A 20,092-nucleotide genomic window follows, 5' to 3' on the forward strand; every position below is an offset into this window, starting at 1 on the left:
TGGGAGGCTGAACGATGACGGAGACGACCTCGAGCACGGCTTCCCTCCGGCGCCTGGTGCCCCGTCTCTTCTCCCGGGCGCAGCCCGCCGGCGCCGTCGAGCAGCTCATCCGCACCGCCCGGCTGCACCACCCCAAGGCCGACATGAGCCTCATCGAGCGGGCGTACGCCATCGCCGAGCGGGCGCACGAGGGCCAGAAGCGCAAGAGCGGCGAGCCGTACATCACCCACCCGGTCGCGGTGGCGCAGATCCTCGCCGACCTCGGCATCGGCCCGAAGACCCTCGCGGCGGCCCTCCTCCACGACACGGTCGAGGACACCGAGTACACGCTCGACATGCTGCGCCACGACTTCGGCGACGAGATCGCCATGCTCGTCGACGGCGTCACCAAGCTCGACAAGCTCAAGTACGGCGACAGCGCCCAGGCCGAGACGGTGCGCAAGATGGTCGTCGCGATGTCGAAGGACATCCGCGTGCTCGTCGTCAAGCTCGCCGACCGCCTGCACAACGCGCGCACTTGGGGCTTCGTCGAGTCGGCGTCCGCCGAGCGGAAGGCGAAGGAGACCCTCGAGATCTACGCGCCGCTCGCGCACCGCCTCGGCATCTCGACCATCAAGTGGGAGCTCGAGGACCTCTCGTTCGCGGTGCTCTACCCGAAGATCTACGTCGAGATCGAGAACCTCGTGAAGCAGCGCACCCCGCAGCGCGAGGAGTTCGTGCAGCAGGTGATCGACAGCGTCAACGACGACCTGCGCGCAGCCAAGATCCGCGGCAAGGTGGTCGGCCGACCGAAGCAGTACTACTCGATCTACCAGAAGATGGTCGTGCGCGGTCGCGAGTTCGACGAGATCTACGACCTCGTGGGGATCCGCGTGCTGGTCGACTCGCTCCGCGACTGCTACGCCGTGCTCGGCGCGATCCACGCCCGCTGGCCTCCGGTGCCCGGGCGGTTCAAGGACTACATCGCCACGCCGAAGTTCAACCTCTACCAGTCGCTGCACACGACGGTGATCGGGCCCAAGGGCCGCCCGGTGGAGATCCAGATCCGCACGCACGAGATGCACCAGCGCGCCGAGTTCGGCGTCGCGGCCCACTGGAAGTACAAGGAGCGCATGAACGGCGGGCGCGCCGCCGAGGTGTCGCCCCAGGGGGACACCGACCTCGCCTGGCTCGCGCACATCTCCGACTGGCAGTCCGAGACGGCGGATCCCGGGGAGTTCCTCGACTCCCTGCGCTTCGAGATCGGCGCGAAGGAGGTCTACGTCTTCACGCCGCACGGCAAGGTGATCGGGCTCCCGGCCGGCGGCACCCCCGTGGACTTCGCCTACGCCGTGCACACGGACGTGGGCCACCGCACCATGGGCGCCAAGGTGAACGGGCGGCTCGTGCCGCTCGAGAACCCGCTCACCACGGGCGACGTGGTCGAGGTGTTCACGTCGAAGAACCCCGACAGCGGTCCGAGCAAGGACTGGCTCGCGTTCGTGAAGAGCGCCCGCGCCCGCAACAAGATCAAGCAGTGGTTCACCAAGGAGCGGCGCGAGGAGGCGATCGAGCAGGGCAAGGACGCCATCGCCCGTGCCATGCGCAAGCAGAACCTGCCGCTGCAGAAGCTCATGAACCAGGACGCGTTCTCGGACGTGGCGCAGAGCATGAAGTACGACGACGTCGCGGCGCTCTACGCGGCCGTCGGCGAAGGCCACGTCTCCACCCAGTCGGTGATCGAGAAGGTGCTCTCGTCCATCCAGGGCGACAGCGGCGGGGAGGCCGAGGAGGTCTTCGCGGTCACGCAGCGCTCGCGCGTGTCCCGGAACAGCGACTCCGGCGTGCTCGTGCGCGGAGCGCCGGACATCCTCGTGAAGCTCGCCAAGTGCTGCACCCCGGTGCCGGGCGACGAGATCATCGGGTTCGTGACCCGGGGCGCGGGCGTCTCCGTGCACCAGGCGAACTGCCACAACGTGGACTCGCTGCGCGCGGAGCCCGACCGCATGATCGAGGTCGAGTGGGCGCCGTCGTCGAAGAGCCTCTTCCTGGTGCACATCCAGGTCGAGGCGCTCGACCGGTCCGGCCTCCTCAGCGACGTGACGCGCGTGCTGTCGGAGCACCACGTGAACATCCTCTCCGCGTCCGTCTCGACGTCGTCGAACCGCCTGGCCATCAGCCGCTTCGTCTTCGAGATGGGCGACGTGACGCACCTGGACCGCGTGCTCAACGCCGTGCGTCGCATCGACGCGGTGTACGACGTGTACCGCGTCAACGGCGGCTGACCGGATCCGCGGACGGCCGGCCGTCCGCGCGATCCGACGACGCGGTACGGCGGTCCAGGGCCTCGAGCCGGAGCAGCGCGCGGCGCTTGTCGGGCAGCGCCCCCGAGGCCGCGAGGTGCTGCCGCGCGGCGGCCCCGGTGACCCCGGGCAGGGCCAGCAGGCCGAGGCACGCGGCCTCGTGGGCCGGAGTGAAGTCGGCGACCGTGCGCGTGATGTCGCACAGGGTCCGCAGCGGCGTCGTGACGCGGAGGCCGGCCAGCACGATGGTGTCGCGCTCGTCGAGCACGACCTCGCGGATGCGCACGTTGCGCAGCGCAGGCGGGTGGCAGCGCGCGACGCTGTCCACGCAGTACTCGTGGGTGCGCGGCGGGGTGCGGACGGCGCCGTGCACCCAGGCCGCGGTCGACCGCTCGGCGATGAGGCGCGAGGGGACCTGCGCGGCGAGCGCCGCGGCGCGGAGCCAGGGCGAGGCGAGCTCGTCGACGGGGGAGTAGCAGGCGTCGACCTCGTACACCTCGCCGTCGAGTCGGGCGGAGCAGAGCTCGGCGAGGGGGAGATCGAGGACGGACAGGACGGGCGCGAGGCGGGGTGACATGGGCGCACCATGCCATCGCGCGTCGCCGGACGGACGACGGCCCGGGATCCTGTGGAGGATCCCGGGCCGTCGCGTGCGGTGCGGAGGCGCTGGTTAGGAGCCGAGGGCGTCCAGCCAGACGCGGCGGGCCGCGAGGGCCTCCTCCGCGTCCTTGATGCGTCGCGCGTCGCCGTCGGCCTTGGCCGCGTCGAGCTCGCGCTGGAGCTTGTCGATGGCCGCGCCGAGCTGCGAGGCGAGCCCCTCGGAGCGTGCCTTCGTCTCCGGGTTGTTCTTGCGCCAGAACTCCTCGTCCAGCGTGCGCACGTGGGTCTCGACCTTGCGCAGGCGGTCCTCGACGGTCTTCACGCTGTCCCGCGGGACACGACCGATCGCATCCCAGCGCAGCTGGACGGCGGTGAGCTTGTCGCGCGCCGCCGTGCGCTCGGTGATCTGGAGGATCGGCTCGGCCTCGTCGAGGAGCGCGAGCTTGGCCTGGAGGTTGGCCTGCTGCTCCTCGTCGTCCGCGGCATCGACCTCGGCCTTGGCGCCGTAGAGCACGTCGCCCGCGGCCTTGAACTGCGCCCACAGCGCGTCGTCGTAGCGCTTGCCCGCGCGCCCGGCGAGCTTCCACTCGTCGAGGAGGCGGCGGTACGCGGGGATCCCGCCGACGCCCTGCGGCTCGAGCGCGCGCGCCTGCTCGACGATGGCCTGCTTCTTGGAGCGGGCGTCCTTGTGGGCGTTGTCGAGCTCGGCGAAGAACGCCTTGCGCTCGGTGTCGATGGTGGAGCGCGCGGTGCGGAAGCGCTTCCAGAGCTCGTTGGCGTCGTTCTTCGGCAGGCGAGGGCCCGTCTGCTGGTGCTGCTGCCAGCGGCCGAACAGGGCGTCGACCTCGGCGGTCAGCTGCTTCCACTGGACCTTCGAGAAGTCCTGGGTCGCGAGGCGCTCCGTCTCCTCGACGATGGCGGTGCGCTCGGCGATGGCGCCCTGCACGACCTGCCGCTGCTCCTCGCCCTGCTTCTCGGTGAGCTCGCCGACGGTGGCGGCGAGGACGTCGAGCCGGGCACGGAGAGCGGCGAGGTCGCCGACGGCGTTGGCGCCGTCCACGGCCTCGAGGAGGTGCGCGACGGCCTTGGAGACGTCGGCGGCCGGGGCGCCGCGCTTGGCGCGCTGCTCCAGGAGCGTCACCTGCCCCGCGAGGTCGGTGAACTTGCGCTGGAAGTAGGCCAGCGCCTCCTCGGGGGTGCCGTCGGGGTACTGGCCGACGGCGCGTTCGCCGTCGCCCTCGCGCAGGAAGACGGTGCCCGTCTCGTCGACGCGGCCCCAGGGGGTCTGATCGTTGTCAGCCACGGATGCTCACCTTGTTCGTAGGACCGGCCGGACCGGTGCGGAGACGTGCACGCCAGCCTAGAGCACGCCTCGCGGGCGCGATCGTCTCCCGACGGGCGCTGGCTGACCTGTCGATCATGCTCCAGGGCGGGCCGCCGATGCTCGGGTCTCCGCGGATCCGACGCGCCTCGCAGGGGCCCGTGAGGACCGGGGGACCGACTCTCCGGTCGCGCGCACCGCGGGGACGGGGTCGCGGAGGCGGGTCAGGGGGTCGGCGTGGCGTCCGGCGTCCCCGGGGCGGGGGAAGGGGTCGTGGTCGACGGCGAGGACGACGGGGCCGGGTCCGGGGCGCCCGGTCCGGACTCGTACGCGAGCTGGGCCCCCACCGCGAGGGCGGCGACGAGGATGACGGCGACGACCGCGGCCAGGTCGTCGCGGCGACGGCGCCGCACGGACCGGGCGTGCAGCTCTCGGCGGGCCGCGTAGCGGCGGAGCCGGGCCTGCGCCTCGCGGGCTGCGCGGTCGTTCTTCGGGGCCACGGCGTCCTCACGTTCGGTCCCGCCCGAGATGGCGGTACGGGAACCATAGCCGGTCGCGCCTACCATCGAGACCATGACCGACACGCGACCGGGCCTCCGTTCGGGGGCGACGCCCCTGGCCGTCCGGATGCGTCCCCGCAGCCTCGACGAGGTCACCGGCCAGCGCCACCTGCTGACGCCCGGCTCGCCCCTCGTGAGCCTCGCCTCCGACGTGGCGGGGGAGCAGGGCTCGGTCTCGATCATCCTGTGGGGCCCGCCCGGGACGGGCAAGACGACGCTCGCGCAGGCCATCGCGCACGGATCCAGCCGCCGCTTCGTCGAGCTCTCGGCCGTCACCGCGGGCGTCCGCGACGTGCGCCAGGTGATGGAGAAGGCGCTGAGCGACCGGGACCTCTTCGGCGTCTCGACCGTGCTCTTCCTCGACGAGATCCACCGCTTCACCAAGGCACAGCAGGACGCGCTGCTGCCCGGCGTGGAGAACGGGTGGGTGATCCTCATCGCGGCCACCACGGAGAACCCGTCGTTCTCCGTGATCTCGCCGCTGCTGTCCCGCAGCCTCCTCCTGACGCTGGAGCAGCTCGACGACGACGACCTCGGCGTGCTCGTGGACCGCGCCGTCGCCGATGACAGGGGCCTCGGCGGGCGGTTCGCGCTCGACGACGACGCGCGGGCCATGATCATCCGCCTCGCGTCCGGGGACGCGCGCCGCGCGCTGACGGCGCTCGAGGCGGCGGCGGTGTCGGCGCGGGCGGATGCGACGGGCCGGGCCCGGGCCGCGTCCGAGGGCCGGGAGCCGGACGACGACGACGAGGACGACGACGACGAGCGGGAGGGCGATGACGCGGCCCCCGCCGAGGATCCCGCGCCCATCCCCATCCCCATCCCCATCCCCATCCCCATCCCCATCCCCATCCCCATCCCCATCTCCACCGAGCAGGTCGCGCTCGCAGTCGACCGGGCGCTGCTCCGCTACGACCGCAACGGCGACGAGCACTACGACGTCATCAGCGCGTTCATCAAGTCGATCCGCGGATCCGACGTCGACGCCGCGCTGCACTACCTGGCCCGCATGATCGAGGCGGGGGAGGACCCGCGGTTCATCGCGCGGCGGATCATCGTCTCCGCCTCGGAGGACATCGGGCTCGCCGACCCGCAGGCGCTCGTGGTCGCGGTCGCGGCGGCGGACGCGGTGCAGCTCATCGGCATGCCGGAGGGACGGATCCCGCTGGCGCAGGCGGTCGTGCACCTCGCGACCGCGCCCAAGTCGAACGCCTCCTACCTCGGGATCGACCAGGCCATCGCGGACGTCCGCGCCGGCGCATTCGGCCGCGTGCCCCTGCATCTCCGCGACGCGCACTACCCGGGCGCGAAGCGGCTCGGCCACGGCAAGGGCTACCGCTACCCGCACGACGCGGACATCGGCGTCGTCACGCAGCAGTACCTGCCGGACGAGCTCGTCGGCCGCACGTACTACTCGCCCACGCAGCACGGGCACGAGCGCGACCTGTCGGCACGGCTGGAGAAGCTGCGCCGCATCGTCCGCGGAGGCTGATGTCGGCGCGGCGCATCCCCGGGGATCACGGCGATCGCGTGCTACGCTTGCTGACGCCTCAATCGAGTGTCGCGTGCGGCTGCGTCGACATCATGATCAAGGGACACGTCCTGTAGCCGGACGACCCGTGGCGAATCCCTCTACTTCCGCAGGACACCGCATCAGCGGTCTCGATCGTCGCGCGCCCATGCGTGTGCGCGGACGCCCTGCACCACCCGTAGTCAGAGACTTTCTCCCTGGAAGGAAAACGTGTCCACCAAGTCACGCACCCGCAGCAAGACCCGCCTCTCCCGCGCGCTGGGCATCCCGCTCACGCCGAAGGCGGCCAAGTACCTCGAGAAGCGCCCCTACGCGCCGGGCGAGCACGGCCGGTCCAAGCGCAAGCAGGACAGCGACTACGCCGTCCGCCTGCGCGAGAAGCAGCGTCTGCGCGCCCAGTACGGCATCCGCGAAGCCCAGCTCAAGATCGCCTTCCAGGAGGCGCGTCGCACGCAGGGCCTGACCGGTGAGAACCTCGTCGAGATCCTCGAGCAGCGCCTCGACGCGCTCGTCGTCCGCTCCGGCCTCGCGCGCACCACGGCGCAGGCCCGCCAGCTCGTCGTGCACCGCCACATCATGGTCGACGGCAAGATCGTCGACCGCCCCTCCTTCCGCGTGAAGGCCGGCCAGATGATCCACGTCAAGCCGCGCTCCGAGGGCACCGAGCCCTTCCAGGTCGCCGCCGCCGGCGGTCACGCCGACGTGCTGCCGAAGCTCCCCTCGTACCTCGAGGTCGAGCTCGACAAGCTCCAGGCCCGCCTCGTGCGCCTCCCGAAGCGCGCCGAGGTCCCCGTGACCTGCGAGGTCCAGCTGGTCGTCGAGTACTACGCGGCACGCTAGCCACACCGCTCCACCGTCCGCGAGGCGGGTCGTCCATCCGGGCGGCCCGCCTCTCGGCGTCTCCGGGCGGGACGCGATCCGGACGCCGGCCCACGCGGGTCGCGCGCGGGCCGGCCGGTAGGATCGCCCTCGGCCCCCGCCGGCCTCCGCCACCGCACGTCACCTCCACCTGGGGGCCGCTCCCGGAAGGGGAGAAGCATGAAGAACCTCGTCCTCATCGTCGTGGGGGTCGCCATCGGCTTCGCCGTCGCCCACGTGGTCGACCGCACGCCCGCCGGGCACCGCCTCTTCCAGGGCGTCGACGCCCGGGCCCGCCGCTTCGGCGAGGCCGTCGAGCACGGCTACCGCCGCCGCGAGGCCGAGCTCCGCTCCGCCGTGGGCGAGGCCGAGGACACCATCACCGAGCTGGGAAAGCAGTAGACCGCATGCAGACCGCAGACATCCGCAACGCCTGGCTGACGTACTTCGGCGACCGGGGGCACACCGTGGTGCCGTCGGCGTCGCTCGTGAGCGACGACCCGACCCTGCTGTTCACGGTGGCCGGCATGGTGCCGTTCGTGCCCTACCTTACGGGCGTCGTGCCCGCGCCGTTCCCGCGCGCCACGAGCGTCCAGAAGTGCATCCGCACGCTCGACATCGAGGAGGTCGGCCGCACGCCCCGGCACGGCACCTTCTTCCAGATGAACGGCAACTTCTCCTTCGGCGACTACTTCAAGGAGCAGGCCATCGCGTACGCGTGGGAGCTGCTCACCACGAGCGAGGCCGACGGCGGCCTCGGCTTCTCGCCCGACGACCTCTGGGTCACCGTGTACCACGAGGACGACGAGGCCCGGCAGGCGTGGAAGCGCATCGCGAGCCTGCCGGACGAGCGGATCCAGGGCCTCGGCCGCGACACGAACTACTGGCACACCGGGCAGCCCGGCCCGGCGGGCCCCTGCTCGGAGATCTTCTTCGACCGCGGCCCGGCGTACGGCGCCGACGGCGGCCCGGCCACCGACGACGACCGCTACGTGGAGATCTGGAACCTCGTCTTCATGCAGTACCTGCGCGGGGTCGGCACGGGCAAGAGCGACTTCGAGATCCTCGGCGACCTGCCGAAGAAGAACATCGACACGGGCATGGGGCTCGAGCGCGTCGCGTTCCTCAAGCAGGGCGTCGAGAACATGTACGAGATCGACCAGGTGCGCCCGGTGCTCGACCGCGCGGCCGAACTCGCCGGCCGCCGCTACGGCGCCGACCACGAGGACGACGTGCGCATGCGCATCGTCGCCGACCACGTGCGCTCCTCGCTCATGCTCATGTCGGACGGCGTGCGGCCGTCCAACGAGGGGCGCGGGTACATCCTGCGCCGCCTCATGCGCCGCACCGTGCGCGCGATGCGCCTCATGGGCGTGGACGCGGCGACCTTCGGCGAGCTGTTCCCCGCGTCGCGCGACGCCATGAAGGCCGCGTACCCCGAGGTCTCCGACGACTTCGACCGCATCTCGCGCCTCGCGTACGCGGAGGAGGAGACCTTCCTGCGCACGCTCTCGGGCGGCACGACGATCCTCGACGTGGCCGTCGGCGAGACGAAGGCCCAGGGCGGCGAGCGGATCGCGGGCGACACCGCGTTCCTCCTGCACGACACGTTCGGCTTCCCCATCGACCTCACGCTCGAGATGGCCGAGGAGAACGGCCTCACGGTCGACCGCGAGTCCTTCGACCGGCTGATGCTGGAGCAGCGCACGCGCGCCAAGGCCGACGCGAGATCCAAGAAGACGGCGCTGGCCGACCTCACCGTGTACAGCCAGTTCCGCGCGGCCGGCGAGACGCGCTTCACCGGCTACGACGAGCTGGAGACCGGGACGACGATCCTCGGCCTCATCGTGGGCGGCCACAGCGTCGACCATGCGGTCGCGGGCGACATCGCGGAGGTCATCCTCCCCGAGACGAGCCTCTACGCCGAGTCCGGCGGCCAGGAGGCCGACGCGGGCAGCATCGTCGGGAACGGCTTCGACCTCGAGGTGCTCGACGTGCAGAAGCCCGTGAAGGGCCTCATCAGCCACCGCGTGCAGGTCCGCTCGGGTGAGGTGGGGGTCGGCGACGCCGCCACCACGGTCGTCGACGCCGACTGGCGCCGCGGCGCGACCCAGGCGCACTCGGGCACGCACCTCGTGCACGCCGCGCTCCGCCAGGTGCTCGGCCAGGACGCGCACCAGTCGGGCTCCTACAACCGGGCCGGCTACATGCGCCTCGACTTCGCGTGGAACCAGGCGCTGAGCGCCGAGACCCGCAGCGAGATCGAGGACATCGCCAACGGCGCCGTGCGCGACGACCTGCAGGTCGTGACGCGCGTGATGCCCATCGACGAGGCCAAGCAGCTCGGCGCCATGGCGCTGTTCGGCGAGAAGTACGGCGACACCGTGCGCGTCGTCGACATCGGCGGACCGTGGTCGCGCGAGCTGTGCGCCGGCACGCACGTGTCGTCCAGCGCGCAGATCGGGCTCATCAACGTGGTGGGGGAGTCGTCCGTCGGATCCACCAACCGCCGCATCGAGTCCCTCGTCGGCCGCGAGGCGTTCCAGGACCTCGCCGTCGAGCGCGCCATCGTGTCGCAGCTCACGTCGAGCCTCAAGACGCCGCGCGAGCAGCTGCCGGACCGGATCGCCGACCTCATGCAGAACCTCAAGACGGCGGAGCGGCGCATCGCCGACTTCGAGGCGCAGGCGCTGCAGCAGCGCGTGCCGGCGCTCCTCCAGCAGGGCGCGCGCGTGGGCGCCGTCACGCTCATCCAGGAGTCGCTCGGCAGCGTCCGCTCGGCGGACGAGGTGCGCCAGCTGGTCACCCTCGTGCGGGAGCGCGCGGGATCCGAGCCCGTCGTGGTCGCCCTCGCGGGCGATGCGGGCGGCAAGCCGACCGTCATCGTGGCCACGAACCAGGCCGCGCGCGACGCCGGCGCCAAGGCCGGGCAGCTCGCCCGCGCCGCGGCCGCCGTGCTCGGGGGCGGCGGAGGCGGCAAGGACGACCTGGCGCAGGGCGGCGGATCCGACATGTCGGCCATCGCCGACGCGCTGGCCGCGGTCCGCCAGGCGCTCGCCTCCTGATGCGGATCGGATCCCGGCTGGCCGTCGACGTGGGCAAGGCCCGCATCGGCCTCGCGCGGTCGGATCCGCACGGGCTGATCGCGACGCCCGTCGAGACCGTGCCGCGCGACGCGGGCGGCTCGGCGGACGTGCGGCGGATCCTCGAGGTGGCGGCCGAGATCGACTGCGCGGAGCTCCTCGTGGGCCTGCCGCTGGCGCTCTCGGGCCGCGCGACCGCGTCCACGGACGACGCGGAGGGGTTCGCCCGGCGGCTCGCGGACGCGACCGGGATCCCCGTCCGGCTGGTCGACGAGCGCCTCTCGACGGTCTCCGCGCAGGGCGCCCTGCGGGCCTCGGGCAGAGGCTCTCGTCAGCAGAAGCCGGTGATCGACCAGGTGGCGGCCGTTATAATCCTTCAACACGCGCTCGAGACCGAGCGCGCCGCCGGCTCCCCACCCGGTGCTCTCGTCCCGAGGAACCGAGTCGATCCTGACCGACACGCCTGAGACCGATCCCACCCGACGCGCCACGGCGGCCGCGGGTGGAGGTGGCGACCCCTTCGAGAGCCTCTTCGGCGACCAGGCCGCGGACTCCCCGGCCCCGACGCACGCGGCCGCTCCCGCCCCGGATCCCTCGCCCGCTCCTCGCGGCGACGGACCCGGCATCGGCACCGGCGCCCCCAAGACGCGACGCGAGCTCCGCGCGCTGCGCGAGGCGGCGGAGGCGCAGGCGGGGACTCCCGCACCGGACGACGCACCACGACGCACGGTGGCCGACGAGCGTCCCGCTGCGCGCGAGACCGCGCCGCTCGCCTCCGCCGGCGCTCCGCGTCCCGCGTCCGAGGAGCGTCCTCGCGTCGAGGCGGCCGCCGCGAGCGCTGCCCGGACCACCCCGACCCCCCTCACGCCGACCCGCAGGACGGCGGACGACGGCCGCGGCGCACCGCCGCCCCGCGCGGCCCCCGTCGCCCCGAAGCCGAAGCGCCGCCACCCGAAGTGGCCGTACGTCGTGGTCCTGCTCATCGCGCTGTTCGGCGGAGCCGCGGTCATCGCCACGTCGCTCTTCGGCCCGGTCGTGACGGCGCTCCTCACGCCCGCCGAGCCCACCGACTACGACGGCGACGGATCCGGCGAGGTGCAGGTCGTCGTCAAGACGGGCGACACGGGCAGCACCATCGGCGACACGCTCGCCGCGCAGGACGTCGTGAAGACGTCGAAGGCGTTCTACCGGGCCGTCGTCGCCTCGGGCGGCGAGGTCGTGTTCCAGCCGGGGACCTACACGCTGCGGAAGCAGATGAGCGCGGCGTCCGCGCTGGCGCTGCTGCAGGATCCGTCGAGCCAGAGCCAGGCCATGGTCACCATCCCCGAGGGGCAGACCGCCGCGCAGGCGTTCGAGCTCATCGCGGAGGGCACCGGCACGCCCGTCGCCGACCTGGAGGGCGCGGCCGCGGATCGCGCCGCGCTGGGCATCCCCGCCGAGGCGCCGAACATCGAGGGCTACCTCTTCCCGGCCACGTACGACTTCCCTCCCGGCACCTCCGCGACGGACATGGTCAAGGCGATGGTGAGCCGCACCTTCCAGGCGCTCGACCAGGCCGGCGTCGCACCCGCCGACCGGCACCGCGTGCTCACGCTCGCCGCGCTCATCCAGAAGGAGGCCCGCTTCGAGGGGGACTTCTACAAGGTGTCGCGCGTGTTCCAGAACCGCATCGCGATCGGCATGCCGCTGCAGTCGGACGCGACCGTCGCGTACGGGGCGAACTCGGTCGGCCGGGTCACGACCACCGATGCCGAGCGCGCGGACGACAACCCGTGGAACACGTACGTGCACCCGGGCCTGCCCGTCGGCCCCATCTCGAACCCGGGCGACCTCGCGATCAAGGCGGCGCTGGCGCCCGCGGACGGCCCGTGGCTGTACTTCGTCACGGTCAACACCATCACGGGCGACACCGTGTTCTCGCAGACGTACGAGGAGCACGAGAAGGCCGTCGCGCAGTGGCAGCAGTTCATGAAGGACAACCCGGGCAATGGCTGATCCGCGGACGCCGGCCGTGCGGCTGGCGGTCCTCGGCAGCCCCATCGCGCACTCGCTCTCGCCGCGGCTGCACGCGGCGGCGTACCGGGTGCTCGGGCTCGACTGGTCCTACGAGGCGGTCGAGTGCACGGGAGCGGATCTGGGCGCGTTCGTCGCGGTCCTCGGATCGGGCTGGCGCGGCCTCTCGCTCACGATGCCGCTGAAGCGCGACGTGCTGCCGCTCCTCGATGCGCTCGACGACACGGCCCGCCTCGCGGGCGCGGCGAACACGCTGCTCTTGGAGGAGGACGGCGACGGCGGGACGCGGCGTCGCGGCGCGAACACGGACGTCCCGGGGATCGTGCGCGCGTTCGGGATGGCCGGCGTCGAGCGGTGCGGGCGGGCGGTGGTGCTGGGCGCTGGATCCACCGCGCGCTCGGCGGTCGTCGCGCTGGCCCGGATGGGCGCGCGCGAGGTCGTCGTCGCGGCCCGCCGCCCGGCGCAGGGCCGGGAGCTCGCGCCCCTGGCCGACGAGCTGGGCCTCGCGCTCCGCGCCGTGCCGCTCGACGACGCGCCGGGCGCGCTCCGCGACGCCGACACCGTGGTCAGCACCCTCCCGGGCGACGCCGCCGCGACCGTGCCGTTGCCCGCTGCCGTGCCCGAGGCGACCGTGCTCCTCGACGTCACCTACGCGCCCTGGCCCACCGGCATCGCCACCGGGTGGGAGCGCGCGGGTGGGCGCGTCGTGCCGGGGATCGACATGCTCGTGCAGCAGGCGCTCGGCCAGGTGAGGCTGTTCGTCGCCGGGGACGCCGAGCTGCCGCTGCCCGACGAGGAGCGGGTGCTCGCGGCGATGCTCGCGAGCGTCGGCCGGGATCCGCGGAGGCCCTGGACGGGAGCCTGAGCCGCGGGGCCGACCCTGCCGCTGTGGGAGGCCGTCGACGGGAGCCCGGCCCGCGGGACCGACCCTGCCGCTGTGGGAGGCCGTCGACGGGAGCCCGGCCCGCGGGACCGACCCTGCCGCTGTGGGAGGATGGGGCCATGCTGCGTTGGCTCACCGCCGGGGAATCCCACGGCCCCGAACTCATCGCCGTCCTGGAGGGCCTGCCCGCGGGCGTGCCCGTCAGCCTCGACGGCATCCGCGCCGACCTCGCCCGTCGCAAGCTCGGCTACGGCCGCGGCGCGCGCATGGCGTTCGAGCAGGATGAGTTGCGCCTCTCGACCGGCGTCGTCCACGGGCGCACGCTCGGCAGCCCCATCGCCGTGCGCATCGGCAACACCGAGTGGCCCAAGTGGGTCGACGTCATGAGCCCCGAGCCGGTGGATCCGGAGAAGCTGCAGGGCGCGCGCGCCGCGGCCCTCACGCGTCCCCGCCCCGGCCATGCCGACCTGGTGGGCATGCAGAAGTACGACTTCGAAGAGGCGCGCCCCGTGCTCGAGCGCGCGAGCGCCCGCGAGACGGCGGCCCGTGTCGCGCTCGGCGCCGTGGCGCGCGCGTTCCTCGCCGAGCTCGGGATCACGCTCGTCAGCCACACGCTCGCCATCGGCCCCGTCCGCGTGCCCGAGGGCGCGCCGCTGCCGACGCCGGCCGACGTGGACGCGCTCGACGCGGATCCGCTGCGCTGCTTCCACGCCGAGACGAGCGCCCGCATGGTCGCCGAGGTCGACGACACCAAGTCCAGCGGCGACACGGTCGGCGGGGTCGTCGAGGTCCTCGCCTACGACCTGCCGCCGGGCCTCGGCTCGCACGTGCACTGGGACCGCCGCCTCGACTCGAAGCTCGCTGCCGCGCTCATGGGCATCCAGGCGATCAAGGGCGTCGAGGTCGGCGACGGCTTCCTCACCACCACGCGCCGCGGATCCGAGGCGCACGACGAGCTGTTCTCCACGGACGCCGGCATCGGCCGGTCCACGGACCGCGCGGGGGGCACCGAGGGCGGCATGTCGACGGGCACGGTCCTCCGCGTCCGCGCCGGCATGAAGCCCATCGCGACCGTGCCGCGCGCCCTCCGCACCATCGACACCGCCACGGGCGGCGCGGCCCCCGCGAACCACCAGCGCTCCGACGTGTGCGCGGTGCCCGCCGCGGGAGTGGTCGCCGAGGCCATGGTCGCGCTGACGCTCGCCGACGCCGTGCTGGAGAAGTTCGGGGGCGACTCCGTGGGCGAGACCCTGCGGAACCTCCGCGGCTACCTCGACGCGATCCCCGAGGGCCGCCGCACGGGTGCCGATCTCGTGGACGAGGCGGACGCCGCGCCGCCGGCTCCTCCCGAGGCCTGAGCGTGCCGGTCGTCCTGATCGGCCCGCCCGGCGCGGGCAAGACCACGGTCGGCCGTCGCGTCGCGAAGGCGCTGGGCGTGCCGTTCACGGACACCGACCGCGCCATCGTCGCGGCGCACGGATCCATCGCCGACATCTTCCGCGAGCACGGCGAGCCGCGGTTCCGCGAGCTCGAGCGCTCCGCGGTCGCCGCCGCCCTCGCGGAGGACGGCGTCGTCTCGCTCGGCGGGGGAGCCGTCCTCGATGCCGCGACGCGCGCCGACCTCGCGTCGTGCGGGGTCGTGCTCCTCACCGTCAGCGAGCACGCCGTGCGCGCGCGGATCCGCGGCCACGACCGCCCGCTCGTCGACGGCCTCGACAGCTGGCGCCGCATCGTCGCCGACCGCGAGGAGCTCTACCGCTCGCTCGCCGACCTGACCATCGACACCTCCGACCGCCCGCTCCCGCGCATCGCCCGCGAGATCGAGCGCTTCGCCCGGGAGAGGCAGCCATGACCGAACCGACCCCCACCGAGACCGCCCGGACCGCCGCCGCCGCGACGCCGCCGGCCGCCGAGCCCGACGCGCCCACCGTGATCCACGTGTCCGGCACGCCCGGCTACGACGTCACCGTGGGCCGCGGCCTCGTCCAGGGCGTGGGCGCGCTGCTCGGCCCGCGCGTGCGCAAGGTGCTCATCGTGCACGCGCCCGCCCTCGCCGAGGAGGCGTCTCGGTTGCGCGAGCGCCTGCAGGGCGACGTGGAGGTGTACCTCGCGGAGGTGCCCGACGCCGAGGGCGCCAAGCGCGTCGAGGTCGCCGCGTTCTGCTGGAAGATCATGGGAACCACCGACTTCACGCGCTCCGACGCCGTCATCACGCTCGGCGGCGGCGCCACGACCGACCTCGGCGGCTTCGTCGCGGCGACGTGGCTGCGCGGCGTGATGCTCATCCAGATCCCGACGACCGTGCTCGCCATGGTCGACGCGGCCGTCGGCGGGAAGACCGGCATCAACACGTCCGAGGGCAAGAACCTCGTCGGCGCCTTCTACGCGCCGACCGCCGTGATCGTCGACCTCGACCTGCTCGCGACCCTGCCGCGGAACGAGATCGTCACGGGCTTCGCGGAGATCGTGAAGGCCGGGTTCATCGCGGTACCGGAGATCCTCGACATCATCGAGCGGGACGTCGCGCGCGTCACGGACCCCACGAGCGGCGAGTTCCGCCGCGTCGTGGAGCTGTCGATCGCGATGAAGGCCGAGGTCGTGGGGGAGGACTTCACGGAGAAGGGCCGCCGCGAGATCCTCAACTACGGGCACACGCTCGGCCACGCCATCGAGCACGCCGAGCGCTACCGCTGGCGGCACGGCGCGGCCGTCGCGGTCGGCATGGTGTTCGCGGCGGAGCTCTCGCGCCTCACGCGCTCGCTCTCGGACGAGGCGGTCGACCGGCACCGGCGGATCCTCGACTCGCTCGACCTGCCCACCAGCTACCCGGTCGGCCGCTGGCCCACGCTGGTCGCGAGCATGAAGCGCGACAAGAAGGCGCGCGGCGACATGATGCGCTTCATCGTCCTCGACGGCGTCGGCCGGGCCAGCGTGCTCAACGGGCCCGAGGAGGCGCTGCTGTTCGCGGCGTACCAGGAGATCGGCTCATGACCGACCCCGCGCATCCCGACGCGCCCGTCCGCCCCGTCGCGCTGATCACGGGCGTCGGCCGGGTCGCGGGTCTCGGCGCGGCCATCGCCGAGGACCTGGCCCTCGGCGGCTGGGACGTCGCCTTCTCCTACTGGTCCGCCTACGACGCGCGCATGCCCTGGGGTCCGCAGCCCGACGACCCCGCGCGGGTCGCCGAGGCCGTCGCGCGCGCCGGGGGCCGGGCGCACGCGATCGAGGCCGACCTGATGGACACGGGCGCGGCCGAGCGGATCCTCGACGAGGTCGAGCGCGAGCTCGGCCCGATCACGGGCCTCGTCCTCAGCCACGCCGAGTCGGTCGACAGCGGCCTCCTCGACACGACCGTGGAGGCCCTCGACCGGCACCTCGCCGTGAACGTGCGGGCGTCGCTCCAGCTCATCCAGGGCTTCGCCCGGCGGTACCGCGCGGAGCCCGGCGCGGGCCGCATCGTGGCCCTCACGAGCGACCACGTCGTCGGCAACGTGCCCTACGGCGCGAGCAAGGCGGCGCTCGACCGCATCGTCATCGCGGCCGCGCGCGAGCTCGAGCACGTGCGCGTGACCGCGAACCTCGTGGATCCCGGGCCCACCGACACCGGCTGGTTCACGCCCGAGCTGCGCGAGGGCCTCCGGCAGGCCACGCCCCGCGGCCGGCTCGCCGAGCCCCGCGACGCCGCCGCGCTCGTGTGCTTCCTGCTCTCCGCCGAGGGCGGCTGGATCAACGGCCAGCGCATCCGATCCGACGGCGGCCAGAGCGTCGGCTGACCCGCCCTAGGCTGGAGCGCATGTCACGCGTGCTCGTCCTCAACGGCCCCAACCTCGGACGGCTCGGCAGCCGCGAGCCCGACGTGTACGGCACCGGGTCGCTCGAGGACCTCCGCCGAGAGCTCGTCGCGTTCGCGCCCGACGGCGTCGAGATCGACCTGCGGCAGACCGACGACGAGGCGACCCTCATCGGCTGGTTGCACGAGGCCGTCGACACGGCGAGCCCCGTGATCATGAACCCCGCCGCCTTCACGCACTACTCGTACGCGCTCCGCGACGCCGCGGCGCTCGTGACGAAGGCCGGCATCCTCCTCCTCGAGGTGCACATCTCGAACCCCCATGCGCGCGAGGAGTTCCGGCACACGAGCGTCATCTCGCCCGTCGCCACGGGCGTCATCGCCGGGCTCGGGCAGGGCTCCTACCTCCTGGCCCTCGCGCACGTCGTGACCGCCACCCGTTAGGCTGATCCCTCGGATCGCCACGCCGCCCGCACCGGGCCGGCGCCCGGCACCCCGTGCGGCCGCACCGACGCCGCACCTCCCGCTCGTCGAACAGGCAAGGACCCTCCCCGCATGGCCTCTACCGCTGACATCAAGAACGGCGTCGTCCTCAACATGGACGGCCAGCTGTGGACCGTCATCGAGTTCCAGCACGTCAAGCCGGGCAAGGGTGGCGCGTTCGTGCGCACCAAGGTCAAGAACGTGATGAGCGGCAAGGTCGTCGACCGCACGTTCAACGCGGGCGCGAAGATCGAGACCGAGACGGTCGACCGCCGCGACTTCCAGTACCTCTACGCCGACGGCGAGAACTTCGTGTTCATGGACACGAGCGACTACGACCAGATCACGCTGTCGGCCGCCCAGGTCGGCGACGCGAAGAACTTCATGCTCGAGAACCAGGACGTCACCGTGGCGCTGCACAACGGCGAGGGGCTCTACGTCGAGCTGCCCGCCTCCGTCGTGCTCACCATCACGTACACGGAGCCGGGCCTGCAGGGCGACCGCTCGACGGGCGGCACCAAGCCCGCGACGGTCGAGACCGGGCACCAGATCCAGGTCCCGCTCTTCCTCGAGCAGGGCACGCGCGTCAAGGTGGACACCCGCACGGGCGACTACCTCGGCCGCGTCACCGACTGACCCGTGAGCGCACGCACCAAGGCGCGCAAGCGCGCCCTCGACGTCCTCTACGTCGCGGACATCCGCGGCGAGTCCATCCCCGCGACCCTCGCGGTCGAGCAGCAGCGCGCCGCGGCCGAGCCCGACCGGCAGGCCTCGTGGCAGTACGCGCGCGAGATCGCCGAGGGGTTCGTCGCGCACCAGGACGAGATCGACGAGCTCATCGAGACGTACTCGGTGAACTGGACGCTCGCCCGCATGCCCGCTGTCGACCGCGCGATCCTGCGCATCGGCATCTGGGAGATCCTCTTCAACGCCGACGTGCCCGACGGCGTCGCGATCTCGGAGAGCGTCGACCTCGCGTCGTCGCTGTCGACGGACGAGTCGGCGTCGTTCGTGAACGGCATGCTGGCACGGATCGCGGCGGCGCAGGGCTAGATCCGGCGTCGACGGCGTGCGAGCGCGCCTCGTCGCGCCTGGGGCGCACGTCCGCCGTGGGTGCCCGTGCGCCGCGGACTGGGGACGGGCACGCGGGTCGAGGCCGGGGATCTGCCATCCTCCTGCGGTGAGGAGGACCCCATGAGCCGTTCCATCCGCGCTACCGTCGTCGCGCTCATCGCCCTCGCGGGGGCGCTCGCCGCGCAGGCCGCCCCCGCATCCGCGCGGTCGTCGTCGACGTCCGACGCCGCGACGCCGTTCGCGGCGGTGCGCATCAACGAGATCGAGTCCACGGACGGGGACCCGGGCGACTGGGTCGAGCTCATCAACACCGGGAGCGTGCCCGTGGACATCGGCGGGTGCGTGCTGACCGACGACGACCCGACGCACCGCTACGTGCTGCCGTCCGGGACGGTGATCCCACCGGGCGGCTTCGTCGTCCTCGACCAGGCCTCGGACACGACCGCCGGCTTCGACTTCGGGCTCGGCTCCGCCGACGCGGTCCGCCTGCTGGCCCCGGACGGAGCGCTCGTGGACGAGCGGAGCTGGACCCGCCCCTCCCCGACCACCCTGGGTCGGCGGCCGGGAGCGTCGGCGGGCATGGCCGACACCCTGCGGGCGACGCGCGGCGCGGAGAACGTGTTCCCGGAGCCGCTGGACACGGTGCCGTGGCCCGGCTCCCGAACGCTCACGCCGGTGGACACCGTCGACTTCGTCACGGGCAGCCTGAGCGGCCTGGACATCGAGCCGTCCGGTACATCCGCGCCGGGCGTCCTCTGGGCCGTGGAGAACAAGACGGGCACGCTCCACCGGCTCCTGGCTCAGCCGGACGGATCCCGTCGCCCCGATCCCTCGGGTTGGAGCCGGGGACGGACGCTCCGCTTCGCGGACGGCACGGGGACCGTCGACGCCGAGGGCGTGACGGTCGCGGGGGAGTCGTCCGCGGGCGGCGTGTACGTCGCCGCGGAGCGCGACGCGGACCGGCCCGATGTCAGTCGACCGAGCATCCTCCGCTACGACGTCTCCGACCCCGCGGACACGCTGTCCGCCGTGGAGGAGTGGGATCTCGCCGACGACCTCCCGGGGCTCCCCGCCAACGCCGGTCCCGAGGGCGTGACGTGGGTGCCCGACTCCTTCCTCACCGCCGGCGGCTTCCGCGACGAGCGTCGGGGGACCGGCTACGAGCCGGAGGCCTACCCCGGCCACGGCGACGGCCTCTTCCTGGTCGGCGTGGAGGGGACGGCGACCGTGTACGCGTACGCCCTCATGCCCGATGGCGCCCACTTGCGCGTCGCCACCATCGCGACGCCGTTCTCCGTGGTGGCCGACGTGGAGTTCGACCGCGACATCGGTGCGCTGTGGGTCGTCAGCGACGACGCGAGCGCGGGGAGGACGGCGCTCTACGCCCTCGACGGGACGGGGTCCTTCACCCGGCGCACGGTGCAGGAGGCCCCCGCCGGCGCCGATCCCGCGATGCAGAACGAGGGCTTCGCGATCGACGCGGCCGCCACCTGCGTGGACGGCGTCCGCTCCACCTACTACGCGGACGACGCCGACACCGGCGGGCACTCGCTGCGTCGCGGCACCTACCCGTGCCCGGGGAGCTGATCCCCCCAACCCGCGCCGAGGGCCGGA

The 20,092-nt window shown here is 73.1% G+C and carries 19 protein-coding genes; 16 read left to right on the top strand and 3 right to left on the bottom strand.

Annotation, left to right across the window (positions count from 1 at the left end; genetic code table 11):
* Positions 1-14: 14 nt before the first annotated feature.
* On the top strand, positions 15-2,264 hold the full coding sequence (locus B5P21_RS07930; RefSeq protein WP_094171008.1) for a RelA/SpoT family protein: 2,250 nt from the start codon (positions 15-17) through the stop codon (positions 2,262-2,264).
* Here B5P21_RS07930 and B5P21_RS07935 read toward each other — a convergent pair.
* The 3 genes from B5P21_RS07935 to B5P21_RS07945 all read right to left on the bottom strand — a co-directional run bounded on the left by B5P21_RS07935 (position 2,251) and on the right by B5P21_RS07945 (position 4,703).
* Positions 2,251-2,859: a type IV toxin-antitoxin system AbiEi family antitoxin gene (locus B5P21_RS07935; RefSeq protein WP_045528205.1), complete on the bottom strand. Its 609-nt coding sequence runs from the start codon at positions 2,857-2,859 to the stop codon at positions 2,251-2,253. The genes B5P21_RS07930 and B5P21_RS07935 overlap by 14 nt on opposite strands.
* Positions 2,860-2,952: 93 nt before the next feature.
* Positions 2,953-4,185, bottom strand: a complete 1,233-nt coding sequence (locus B5P21_RS07940) for a DUF349 domain-containing protein (RefSeq protein ID WP_045528204.1) — start codon at positions 4,183-4,185, stop codon at positions 2,953-2,955.
* A 242-nt stretch (positions 4,186-4,427) separates the two neighbouring features.
* Positions 4,428-4,703, bottom strand: coding sequence for a hypothetical protein (locus B5P21_RS07945; RefSeq protein WP_045528203.1), 276 nt, complete (start codon positions 4,701-4,703; stop codon positions 4,428-4,430).
* 73 nt (positions 4,704-4,776) lie between these two features.
* Between B5P21_RS07945 and B5P21_RS07950 the strand changes: the two genes are divergently transcribed.
* The 15 genes from B5P21_RS07950 to B5P21_RS08020 all read left to right on the top strand — a co-directional run bounded on the left by B5P21_RS07950 (position 4,777) and on the right by B5P21_RS08020 (position 20,065).
* Entirely contained in the window at positions 4,777-6,255 is a 1,479-nt protein-coding gene (locus B5P21_RS07950) for a replication-associated recombination protein A (RefSeq protein WP_094171009.1), read from the top strand.
* A gap of 249 nt (positions 6,256-6,504) precedes the next feature.
* Positions 6,505-7,134, top strand: a complete 630-nt coding sequence (rpsD, locus tag B5P21_RS07955; RefSeq protein WP_012038492.1) for a 30S ribosomal protein S4 — start codon at positions 6,505-6,507, stop codon at positions 7,132-7,134.
* 198 nt (positions 7,135-7,332) lie between these two features.
* Positions 7,333-7,554: a hypothetical protein gene (locus tag B5P21_RS07960; protein WP_015490468.1), complete on the top strand. Its 222-nt coding sequence runs from the start codon at positions 7,333-7,335 to the stop codon at positions 7,552-7,554.
* Positions 7,555-7,559: 5 nt separating this feature from the next.
* Positions 7,560-10,217 (top strand): alanine--tRNA ligase, encoded by a 2,658-nt coding sequence (gene alaS, locus B5P21_RS07965; protein WP_094171010.1) that lies wholly within the window; start codon positions 7,560-7,562, stop codon positions 10,215-10,217.
* Positions 10,217-10,702, top strand: a complete 486-nt coding sequence (ruvX, locus tag B5P21_RS07970; RefSeq protein ID WP_045528201.1) for a Holliday junction resolvase RuvX — start codon at positions 10,217-10,219, stop codon at positions 10,700-10,702. Before alaS ends, ruvX begins: the two co-directional genes overlap by 1 nt.
* Complete coding sequence (gene mltG, locus B5P21_RS07975; protein WP_246865261.1) at positions 10,656-12,230, top strand: endolytic transglycosylase MltG; 1,575 nt, start codon at positions 10,656-10,658, stop codon at positions 12,228-12,230. Before ruvX ends, mltG begins: the two co-directional genes overlap by 47 nt.
* A complete protein-coding gene (locus B5P21_RS07980) occupies positions 12,223-13,113 on the top strand; it encodes a shikimate dehydrogenase (RefSeq protein WP_045528200.1) in 891 nt (296 codons plus the stop codon). Before mltG ends, B5P21_RS07980 begins: the two co-directional genes overlap by 8 nt.
* Before the next feature lie 137 nt (positions 13,114-13,250).
* Positions 13,251-14,489 (top strand): chorismate synthase, encoded by a 1,239-nt coding sequence (aroC, locus tag B5P21_RS07985; RefSeq protein ID WP_094171011.1) that lies wholly within the window; start codon positions 13,251-13,253, stop codon positions 14,487-14,489.
* Between the two features lie 2 nt (positions 14,490-14,491).
* Positions 14,492-14,983, top strand: coding sequence for a shikimate kinase (locus B5P21_RS07990; RefSeq protein ID WP_045528198.1), 492 nt, complete (start codon positions 14,492-14,494; stop codon positions 14,981-14,983).
* Entirely contained in the window at positions 14,980-16,122 is a 1,143-nt protein-coding gene (gene aroB / locus B5P21_RS07995) for a 3-dehydroquinate synthase (protein WP_172457226.1), read from the top strand. Before B5P21_RS07990 ends, aroB begins: the two co-directional genes overlap by 4 nt.
* Entirely contained in the window at positions 16,119-16,904 is a 786-nt protein-coding gene (locus tag B5P21_RS08000; RefSeq protein ID WP_045528197.1) for an SDR family oxidoreductase, read from the top strand. Before aroB ends, B5P21_RS08000 begins: the two co-directional genes overlap by 4 nt.
* 20 nt (positions 16,905-16,924) lie before the next feature.
* Complete coding sequence (locus B5P21_RS08005) at positions 16,925-17,365, top strand: type II 3-dehydroquinate dehydratase (protein WP_045528196.1); 441 nt, start codon at positions 16,925-16,927, stop codon at positions 17,363-17,365.
* A gap of 111 nt (positions 17,366-17,476) precedes the next feature.
* Complete coding sequence (efp, locus tag B5P21_RS08010) at positions 17,477-18,040, top strand: elongation factor P (RefSeq protein ID WP_012038481.1); 564 nt, start codon at positions 17,477-17,479, stop codon at positions 18,038-18,040.
* Between the two features lie 3 nt (positions 18,041-18,043).
* Entirely contained in the window at positions 18,044-18,457 is a 414-nt protein-coding gene (nusB, locus tag B5P21_RS08015; RefSeq protein ID WP_045528195.1) for a transcription antitermination factor NusB, read from the top strand.
* Between the two features lie 141 nt (positions 18,458-18,598).
* A complete protein-coding gene (locus B5P21_RS08020) occupies positions 18,599-20,065 on the top strand; it encodes a lamin tail domain-containing protein (RefSeq protein ID WP_210433764.1) in 1,467 nt (488 codons plus the stop codon).
* Positions 20,066-20,092: the final 27 nt, after the last annotated feature.

Origin of the sequence: Clavibacter michiganensis subsp. insidiosus (assembly GCF_002240565.1) — a bacterium.
GTDB classification, from domain to species: Bacteria; Actinomycetota; Actinomycetes; order Actinomycetales; family Microbacteriaceae; genus Clavibacter; species Clavibacter insidiosus.